The following is a 7,604-nucleotide window of genomic DNA, read 5'->3' on the forward strand; positions in this document are numbered from 1 at the left end:
CGACGACCACTAGAACCGAAGCCACCGGCGGGGGCCTTCTCGCTGACCGGAACGGTCCGGTCGCCCAGCGCCCGGCTCCGGACGGCGCTGACGGCGACACTGCCTGACGGCTCGAACACTCCGACACCACGACGACCGGCTGGACGGCGAGCCCTCGGGGCCCCGGCCAGGAGCCGAGCAGAGGACCACGTCGAGGCGCCGGCCGGTCCGTCCGTACGACGACTACTGAATCTCGCCCAGCACCCGCAGAATCGCCGTCTCGTCCGGCGCGGCCGAAAGCCGCTCCCGGAAACCGGTGTCCATGAGCTTGCGCGAGAGCAGCGCCAGAATCCGCAGGTGCTCGTCGCCCGCGGCCGCCTCTGGTACGGAGATCATGAAGACGAGCTTGGCCTTCGTACCGTCCAGCGAACCCCACTCAATGCCTTCGGCGGACCGGGCGAACCCCACGACGGGTTCGCTGACCGCATCGGTCTTGGCATGCGGAATGGCGATCTCCTCACCGAGCCCGGTGGTTCCCTGCTTCTCCCGGGCGAGTGCGACCCGTACTAGCTCGTCTACGTCTCGTACGTTGCCGGAGGCGGCCAGCATCTCGGCCATCTCCCGGATCGCGGCTTCCTTGTCGCGGGAATCCAGCAGCACCTTGACGGTCTGCCCGGTGAGGTACCCGGACAGCACGCCCCCCTGCTCCGCAACCGCAACCGGAGCCCCCACAGCCCCAGCCACAGCCCCAGCCCCCGCACCCACACCCGCACCCACGGCACCATCACCAGCGCCCGCACTCATCCCCACGCCGGCGAACGAGGACCCAGCCGCCATCGCCCCGGCACCCGCCCCACTACCGACCGCGACCGCCACGCCGCTCCGCCGCCCCCGCTCCTTGATGCCGATGAGCGCATTGGTGGTCACCGCGGTGACCACCACCCCGATCGCCACCGCCACAAAGAACATCGGCACGCCGCCCACCGCGCCCAGCACGGCGACGATCGGCCCACCGTGCGGTACGGCGTCCGGTAACCCCGGCCATGCCGGCAATCGCGCCGGCGACCGCCCCACCGAGCATGTTCGCCGGAATCACCTGCGCGGGCCGCGCCGCCGCGAACGGGATCGCACCCTCCGAAATCCCGAAGAGCCCCATGAAGAGCGCGGCCATTCCCGTCTCGCGCTCCTGCTCCGAGTAGAGCTTGTGCCGGATCAGCGTGGCCAGTCCCTGCCCCAGCGGCATCACCGGAATCGCGGCAGCGCACATCCCCATCACCGTCTGGTTGCCCGTGGCGATGAGCCCGGCGCCGAACAGGAAAGCGGTCTTGTTGACCGGTCCACCCATGTCGAACGCGATCATGAGCCCCAGAACCGCGCCCAGCAGAATCGCACTCGTGCCGGTCATCCCGCTGAGCCAGCTCGTCAGATGCTCGAACACCCAGGCGATGGGACTCCCGATCACGTACACGAAGAAGAGCCCCAGCGCCGTAGTCGCCAGGATCGGAATCACGATGATCGGCATGATTGGCCGGGCGAACTTCGGGACCTCGACCTTCTTGATCCACAGCACCAGGTATCCGGCGAGGAACCCCGTCACGATCGCGCCGATGAACCCGGCCCCCGCCTCCGAGTCGTACAGCGAGCCGTCATTGGCGATCCAGCCGCCGATCATGCCCGGCACCAACGCGGGACGGTCCCCGATGGCGTACGCGATATAGCCGGACAGGACCGGCACCATCAACTTGAAGCCGATGACCCCGACGTTGTTGACGTCCATCCAAAAGGAATCCTTCGGGATGATCAGCCCCTCCGGCGTCGCATGCCCGCCCAGAGCGAGCGAGACGGCGATCAGCAGCCCGCCGACCACCACGAACGGGATCATGTACGAGACGCCGTTCATCAGCGCCTTGTACGCGACGCTCCGCTCCTTGCCCCCGCCCCCGCTGCTGCCTCCGGCGCCGCTGAGCGCCGCATCGGCAGAACGAGCAGCACCCCCGTCCCTGCCCGCCGCCCCCTGCACGGGCGCGGTCCGCACCTGCTCGATCAGCTGCTCGGGATGGCGAATACCTTCCGCCACCCCCACAGCCAGCACGCGCTTCCCGGCGAACCGGCTGCGGTCGACGTCCTTGTCGGCCGCGATGATGACACCGTCCGCCTCTCTGACATCGTTGTCAGAAGGACATTCTCGGACCCGATGGAGCCTTGCGTCTCCACCTTCATCTCCACGCCGAGACGCTCGGCGGCCTGCGCCAGCTTCTCCGCCGCCATGTAGGTGTGGGCAATACCGGTGGGGCAGGCGGTGACAGCGAGCAGCTTCGGCCGCTTCTCTCCGCTCACGTCTCCGCCCCCCGAGGGGCGAGCCGGATCAGTCACGTGAATCTCCTGTCGCGCATGGTTCCCGATGCGATGCACAGGCATGGTGCTACACGATTCGGCCAGATCAAAAGCCCAGAAGGAACCCTTCGGGGCCGCCCGTCACCCCCACTTCCTGGCGCAGTTCTGACCAGGGCGGCTGGGGACCACTGGGCCGATCGGTGTAGATTCGTGACCTAGCCAGACGTCGCTGCTGATGGCGGTCGGGCGGTCCCGTGGGCCGGCCGAGGGAGAGAGGGCCTCCGACGGACTGCGCTGCGAGCGCCCGGGCACTCGTATGCCCGCCGCCGCAGAGTCAGCCGTAACCACCTCGACCCATAGTCACGAGGAGCAGCCCGCATGACGACTGTCGCAACCGGCCAGGACTTCAAGGTCGCCGACCTCTCCCTTGCCGCCTTCGGCCGCAAGGAGATCACTCTCGCCGAGCACGAGATGCCCGGCCTGATGTCGATCCGCAAGGAGTACGCCGCCACCCAGCCGCTCGCCGGCGCCCGCATCACCGGTTCGCTGCACATGACCGTGCAGACGGCCGTCCTCATCGAGACGCTGGTCGCCCTGGGCGCCGAGGTCCGCTGGGCCTCCTGCAACATCTTCTCGACCCAGGACCACGCCGCGGCCGCCATCGCGGTCGGCCCGAACGGCACCCCTGACGCCCCCGCCGGCGTCCCGGTCTTCGCCTGGAAGGGCGAGACCCTGGAGGAGTACTGGTGGTGCACGGAGCAGGCCCTGACCTGGCCGAACACGCCCACCGGCGGCCCGAACATGATCCTCGACGACGGCGGTGACGCCACCCTCCTCGTCCACAAGGGCGTCGAGTTCGAGAAGGCCGGCGCCGCGCCGGACCCGTCCACCGCGGACAGCGAGGAGTACGCCCACATCCTCACGCTCCTCAACCGCACCCTCGGTGAGAGCCCGCAGAAGTGGACCCAGCTGGCCTCCGAGATCCGCGGCGTAACGGAGGAGACCACCACCGGCGTCCACCGTCTGTACGAGATGCACCGCGACGGGACCCTGCTCTTCCCGGCGATCAACGTGAACGACGCCGTGACGAAGTCGAAGTTCGACAACAAGTACGGCTGCCGCCACTCCCTGATCGACGGCATCAACCGTGCCACCGACGTCCTGATCGGCGGCAAGGTCGCCGTCGTCTGCGGCTACGGCGATGTGGGCAAGGGCTGCGCGGAGTCCCTGCGCGGCCAGGGCGCCCGCGTGATCATCACCGAGATCGACCCGATCTGCGCGCTCCAGGCGGCCATGGACGGCTACCAGGTGACGACGCTCGACGAGGTCGTGGAGATCGCCGACATCTTCATCACCACGACCGGCAACAAGGACATCATCATGGCCGCGGACATGGCCAAGATGAAGCACCAGGCCATCGTCGGCAACATCGGTCACTTCGACAACGAGATCGACATGGCCGGCCTCGCCGCCATCCCCGGCATCGTCAAGGACGAGGTCAAGCCGCAGGTTCACACCTGGAAGTTCCCCGACGGCAAGGTCATCATCGTCCTGTCCGAGGGCCGCCTGCTGAACCTGGGCAACGCGACCGGCCACCCCTCGTTCGTGATGTCCAACTCGTTCGCGGACCAGACCCTGGCCCAGATCGAGCTGTTCACCAAGCCCGAGGAGTACCCGACCGACGTCTACGTGCTGCCCAAGCACCTCGACGAGAAGGTCGCCCGCCTCCACCTCGACGCCCTCGGCGTCAAGCTCACGACGCTCCGCCCCGAGCAGGCCGCCTACATCGGCGTCGAGGTCGAGGGCCCTTACAAGTCCGACCACTACCGCTACTGAGCCACTCGCAAAGCACTGAACGCTCAGCAGCAGTAGCTGTCAGCAGGCCCCCGCACCCCCGTGCCGGGGGCCTGCCCCGTGTCGGACCCGAAGAATCGGACAGACCCATGCCCCGTGGCCGATATTCGCTCCACGACCTCCACGACCACACCCCCCTGGGCGAAGAACACTTCCACTGCGCCCCCGGGCCTTCCGGCTGGCGTTACGTCTCGCAGATCACCACCCCCTCCGGCGACCACGCCGGCTCCGTCGACCTGGCCATAGACGAACTCGGCCGCCCCATCCGCCTGGAACTGCACGCCTCGAGCTGGCAGGTCCGCGGCGCAGCCATCGACGGCGTCACCTGGGTCCGCACCGACCCGACCGGCACTCACGCCACCGAAGGCAACGTCCGCGCCCACACCTTCACCGGCACATCCCCCGCCTTCCTCATCGCCGCGACCCGTCTCCTGCGCCTCACCTCCGGTTCCCCCGCCACCCGCGTCCGCCTCGTCGCCTTCACCGACCCGGTCCTGGCCCCCCGCACGATCGACCAGTCCTGGGCCCTGCTGAAGAGTGAAGCGCACGCCACTGACAACGGCCCCCTCATGGTGGACGAATACCAGGTCAACGCCCTGGACACCGGCGAGCAGCACCACATCCACATCGCAGGCGACGTGGTCCTGTCAGCCCCCGGCATCGAACTGGAACACCTGGAAACCCCACCCTCAACGTTCCCCTGACCCCTCCAACATCCGAGAACAAGACCAGACCAGCGCCCCAGCCACTCTGTCGTGCGAGGCGCCGAGGACTGGGCCTGACCTTCGGCCACTCCGGGCGTTCCAGACGACCACCCGCATGCGAGGCGCGGCGGCCGGGCAGAGCCTCAGCCACTCTCACCACGTCAGCCCGTACGGCGTTTGAGGACCGGGGTCTGGGGCGGAGCCCCAGTTACGGGAAGGGGCGGGGTGGGGGAAGAAAGCCCGCCACCCTAAGCAGGCGGCGCGAACCCCGTCCGCGACGACGAGCCCCCCGCCTCAGGCGCAGCGGCCACCGACACCCCAACCTCACCCTCAGCCGGAGCCCCACCCTCAGCCGGAGCCGGAGCCGGAGCCGGAGCCGGAGCCGGAGCCGGAGCGCCGGCCACGGCAGCCGCATCCCCACCCGAGCCAGCCGCACCCCCACCGAGCGCATCCCCACCCGAACCAGCCGCACCCACACGGCCCCCACCACCCGCCCCCACAAACGCCCGCCGCGCATCCCGCGCCTGCCGCTCGTTCACCACGGCCGCCAGATACGCCGCCGGCGGCACCTCCCGCGGCGCCGGCGCCCCCGTACGCGCCGCCAGATCCCCGGCAAGCCGCTCAGCCATCGACCGGCTCACCTGCGGATCCAGCTGCCCCATCCGCGTCAGGTACTGCCGTATCGCAAGCCACAGCCCATCCGGCACCCCCGACAGATCGAGCCCGGCGAACCGCCCCACCAGCCACGGCGGCGGAGGCGGCACCACACCCACCCGCCCCACGGACACCCGTTCACGTACGACGAGAGTCCCCGCGAGCACATCCCCGATCCGCCGCCCCCGCTCGGACACCAGTGAAGCAATACACGCGATGACCCCGAACGTCATCAGGATCTCCACGACCCCCACCGCCCCCCGGACCAGCGCATGCCGGAACCGGATGGGCCCCCCGTCGTTCCGCACCACCCGCAGCCCGCAGGCCATCTTCCCCAGCGACCGCCCATGCGTGAGCGTCTCCACCGCGATCGGCGCCCCGACCAGCACCAACAGAAATGACGCCACGGCAATCGCCATACCGGCCGCCTCGTCGAGCGAGGCGGTGGCTATCGCCAGTCCCACCGACACACTCAGGTAAACCGTCCACACCACTGCCATGTCGATCGCCAGAGCGAGTGCCCGGCTCGGCAGCCTCGCCGGCCGCAGCCCCAGTACAACCGCGTCGCCCGTAACAAGCTCACTCACCGGAAACCCACCCTCCGCCACCCATGGCCGCTCTTCCCCGCCCCATCCCTGCCCCCTGAATCCCCAGTCTGCCAAGCTGGCCCGCAGCACGCGCCGCGTAGTACGGACCGTACGGACCCAGTGCCTGGAGCAGCAGCCGATCATGGACCTCGACGTCTTCGTCACCGCCCACCACGCAGAGTGGGACCGACTGGACCACCTCCTGCGCCGCGGCCGCCGCCTCACCGGCGCCGAAGCCGACGAACTGGTCGCCCTCTACCAGCGCACGGCCACGCACCTCTCGCTGATCCAGTCGAGCGCCCCGGACCCCACGCTGACCGCACGGCTCACCCAACTCGTAGCCCGCGCCCGCGCCACGGTGACCGGCACCCGCCGCGCGTCCTGGCGCGACGCCACCCGCTTCCTGACCGCAGGCTTTCCCGCCGCGATCTACCGCACCCGCCACTGGTGGATCCCCACGGCCCTGCTCTCCATCGCCGTCGCCGCCCTGATCGGCTGGTGGATCGGCACTCACCCAGAGGTCCAGTCAGCAATCGCGGCCCCGGCAGAACTCCGCGACATGACCCGCCCCGGCGGCCAGTACGAGACGTACTACTCCAGCCACCCCGCCGCTTCCTTCGCGGCCCAGGTCTGGACGAACAACGCCCAGGCAGCAGCCATGTGCCTGGTCCTCGGCGCCTTCCTCTGCTTCCCCGTGCTCTGGATTCTCTTCCTCAACATGCTGAACCTCGGCGTGGCCATCGGCCTGATGTCCTCGGCGGGCCGCCTCGACGTCTTCCTCGGCCTGGTCATCCCGCACGGCCTGCTCGAACTCACCGCAGTGTTCGTAGCCGCCGGTACGGGCCTGCGCCTGGGCTGGACCCTGATCGACCCCGGCCCCCGCACCCGCCGTGCCGCCCTCGCCCAGGAAGGCCGCGCAGCGCTCGGCATGGCGATCGGCCTGGCCCTGGTCCTCTTTGTCTCCGGCCTGATCGAAGGCTTCGTTACGCCGTCGGGCCTGCCCACCTGGGCCCGTGTCGCCATCGGTGTCGTCGCCGAGCTGGCATTCCTTGCGTACGTCTACATCCTGGGCGGCCGAGCAGCCCGAGCCGGCGACCGCGGCGACGTCGAACAGGCCGACCGCAGCGCCGAGCTCCCCACCGCAGCGTGATGTGCGTACGGGCCCTGCGAGCTGGTACTGTCCTGTCCTGCCCACAAGAGCCGTTGACATGGCTGGCGTGGGGAGGTAGACTTTAACGGTTGCAACGAGCGGACATGCTCACTGGCAACGGTTAGTGTCTGTCTCGCTCTCCAGCGGAGTCACCTCCCTGAGAGCCTCTCGATTCATATTCGAATCACGAAGCCGATTAGCTCGGCCGAAATGCTTCTGATAAAGTCGGGGACAAGCCGAAAGGCAAAAGGCCACTCCAACCGGCCACCAGAAACAAACTCCGAACCGGAAACGGAACGGGAAACGAATCTGGTAGGGTTGGAAACACGAAATACCGAACGA

The 7,604-nt window shown here is 68.8% G+C and carries 4 protein-coding genes and 1 pseudogene; 3 read left to right on the forward strand and 2 right to left on the reverse strand.

The genetic code is table 11. The features are described 5' to 3' along the window. Positions 1-222 precede the first annotated feature (222 nt). Positions 223-2,352 (reverse strand): annotated as a pseudogene (locus J7E91_RS35375) (fructose-specific PTS transporter subunit EIIC). Between the two features lie 339 nt (positions 2,353-2,691). Here J7E91_RS35375 and ahcY point away from each other — a divergent pair. Next, positions 2,692-4,149, forward strand: a complete 1,458-nt coding sequence (ahcY, locus tag J7E91_RS35380; protein ID WP_028810729.1) for an adenosylhomocysteinase — start codon at positions 2,692-2,694, stop codon at positions 4,147-4,149. Between the two features lie 107 nt (positions 4,150-4,256). Beyond that, positions 4,257-4,871, forward strand: a complete 615-nt coding sequence (locus J7E91_RS35385; protein ID WP_214911538.1) for a hypothetical protein — start codon at positions 4,257-4,259, stop codon at positions 4,869-4,871. A 248-nt stretch (positions 4,872-5,119) separates the two neighbouring features. Here the strand turns inward: J7E91_RS35385 and J7E91_RS35390 are convergent, their stop codons facing one another. Further along, positions 5,120-6,112 (reverse strand): RDD family protein, encoded by a 993-nt coding sequence (locus J7E91_RS35390; protein ID WP_214911540.1) that lies wholly within the window; start codon positions 6,110-6,112, stop codon positions 5,120-5,122. Positions 6,113-6,254: 142 nt separating this feature from the next. On the opposite strand from J7E91_RS35390, the gene J7E91_RS35395 reads away from it, so the two are divergent. Next, on the forward strand, positions 6,255-7,262 hold the full coding sequence (locus tag J7E91_RS35395) for a stage II sporulation protein M (protein WP_214911542.1): 1,008 nt from the start codon (positions 6,255-6,257) through the stop codon (positions 7,260-7,262). Positions 7,263-7,604: the final 342 nt, after the last annotated feature.

The organism is Streptomyces sp. ISL-99 (genome assembly GCF_018614005.1).
Classification (GTDB): domain Bacteria; phylum Actinomycetota; class Actinomycetes; order Streptomycetales; family Streptomycetaceae; genus Streptomyces; species Streptomyces flavidovirens.

Coding starts and splice junctions, on each gene's coding strand:
- J7E91_RS35395 (WP_214911542.1), top strand. CDS start 6,255: ATGGACCTCGACGTCTTCGTCACCGCCCACCACGCAGAGTGGGACCGA.
- ahcY (WP_028810729.1), top strand. CDS start 2,692: ATGACGACTGTCGCAACCGGCCAGGACTTCAAGGTCGCCGACCTCTCC.
- J7E91_RS35385 (WP_214911538.1), top strand. CDS start 4,257: ATGCCCCGTGGCCGATATTCGCTCCACGACCTCCACGACCACACCCCC.